Source organism: Bacteroides sp. AM44-19 (genome assembly GCF_003603395.1).
GTDB classification, from domain to species: Bacteria; Bacteroidota; Bacteroidia; order Bacteroidales; family Bacteroidaceae; genus Bacteroides; species Bacteroides uniformis.
In genome coordinates this window covers 1-1,931 of sequence record NZ_QTNB01000054.1, presented here as the reverse complement: position 1 = coordinate 1,931, position 1,931 = coordinate 1, and the positions used below count along the sequence as shown (strand labels likewise).

Annotated in this window: 2 protein-coding genes and 1 pseudogene; all 3 read left to right on the top strand. The window is 53.8% G+C overall.

What is annotated here, in order from left to right; all coding sequences use genetic code 11:
• Nucleotides 1–1,230 (top strand): TraG family conjugative transposon ATPase (locus tag DW947_RS21310; protein ID WP_119958633.1); only part of this gene is annotated, 1,230 nt, incomplete at its 5' end.
• 45 nt (nt 1,231–1,275) lie between these two features.
• Nucleotides 1,276–1,659, top strand: coding sequence for a DUF3876 domain-containing protein (locus tag DW947_RS21305; RefSeq protein WP_104368813.1), 384 nt, complete (start codon nt 1,276–1,278; stop codon nt 1,657–1,659).
• Between the two features lie 30 nt (nt 1,660–1,689).
• Nucleotides 1,690–1,902, top strand: a pseudogene (locus tag DW947_RS21300) (DUF4141 domain-containing protein); the annotation flags it as partial.
• Between the last annotated feature and the right edge of the window lie 29 nt (nt 1,903–1,931).

Below are 1,931 nucleotides of genomic sequence, written 5' to 3'. Positions count from 1 at the left end.
ATAAATAAATGTTGGTACGGATTAATCACCACCAACCGCAACAAGTTCGTATTGGGTCCTTCGGGCAGCGGCAAGTCGTTCTTCATGAACCACCTCGTGAGGCAGTATTGGGAACAAGGCGCGCACGTGGTGCTGGTGGACACGGGAAACTCCTATCAGGGCTTGTGCGAAATGATCCGGCGCAAGACAAACGGGGCGGACGGCGTGTATTTCACCTATACGGAGGAGAAACCGATTTCGTTCAACCCGTTCTACACCGACGACTACGTGTACGACGTGGAGAAGAAGGACAGCATCAAGACGCTGCTGCTGACGCTCTGGAAGTCGGAGGACGACAAGGTGACGAAGACCGAGAGCGGCGAGCTGGGCAGCGCGGTGAACGCCTACATCGAACGCATCAGGGCTGACCGGAGCATCGTCCCCTCGTTCAACACCTTCTATGAGTACATGCGCGACGACTACCGCCGCGAGCTGGCACAGCGTGACATCAAGGTGGAGAAGTCCGACTTCAACATCGACAACATGCTCACCACCATGCGGCAGTATTACCGGGGCGGACGCTACGACTTCCTGCTCAACTCCACGGAGAACATCGACCTGCTCGGCAAGCGGTTCATCGTCTTCGAGATTGACAGTATTAAGGAGAACCGCGAGCTTTTCCCGGTGGTGACCATCATCATCATGGAAGCCTTCATCAACAAGATGCGCCGTCTGAAAGGCGTGCGCAAGCAACTGATAGTGGAAGAGGCTTGGAAGGCTCTCTCTTCGGCGAACATGGCTGAGTACCTGCGCTATATGTACAAAACCGTACGCAAGTATTACGGGGAGGCGATCGTGGTGACGCAGGAGGTGGACGACATCATTTCCTCGCCCGTGGTCAAGGAGAGCATCATCAACAACTCCGACTGCAAGATACTCCTTGACCAAAGGAAATATATGAACAAGTTTGATGCCATACAGTCCCTTTTAGGTCTGACGGAGAAGGAGAAGTCGCAGATACTCTCCATCAACATGGCAATCAACCCGAACCGCAATTACAAGGAAGTGTGGATCGGACTGGGCGGCACGCAGTCGGCTGTCTATGCCACCGAAGTGAGCGCGGAGGAATATCTGGCGTACACCACCGAAGAAACGGAGAAGGTGGAGGTTTACCGTCTGGCGGAAAAGCTGGGCGGCGACATCGAAGCCGCCATCCGGCAGCTTGCCGAAAGACGGAGAAACAAGGAATAGGCAATAAGTAAAAACAGATTCATCAACTAAAAACAGAAAATGCGTATGAGTATATCAAGAACGAAAATGCTGCAAGTCAGCAAATGTCTGATCGGGCTGGCGGTCATGGTGCTGCAATCCTGCGAAACCGTGGACAACCGCCGCGACCTGCTTTGCGGGAACTGGGAGAGCGTGGAGGGGAAGCCCGACGTGCTTATCTACAAGGAGGGTGAAGCCTACAAGGTGACGGTGTTCAAGCGTAGCGGCATCCGCCGCAAGCTGAAGCCGGAAACCTACCTCTTGCAGGAGGAGAACGGCAACCTCTTCATGAACACCGGCTTCCGCATCGACGTGTCCTACAACGAGGCGACGGGCGTCCTGACCTTCTCGCCCAACGGGGACTACGTGCGTGTGAACCCGAAACCGGACCATCCGATAGGCGAGCAATAAATAATGAAACCCACTAAAATCCAAAGTAACATGAGAACAAGAATGACACTTATTATCTGCCTGTGCCTGTTTGCAGCCGGCAGGGCAAGCGCACAGTGGGCGGTGATAGACCCGTCCAACATCGCGCAGAGCATCGTGAACACCTCGAAGAACGTGGTGCATACCTCGACCACCGCCCAGAATATGGTGAAGAACTTTCAGGAAACGGTGAAAATCTATGAGCAGGGCAAGAAGTATTACGACGGTGCGCCCGTATAGGCGATATAATAAAT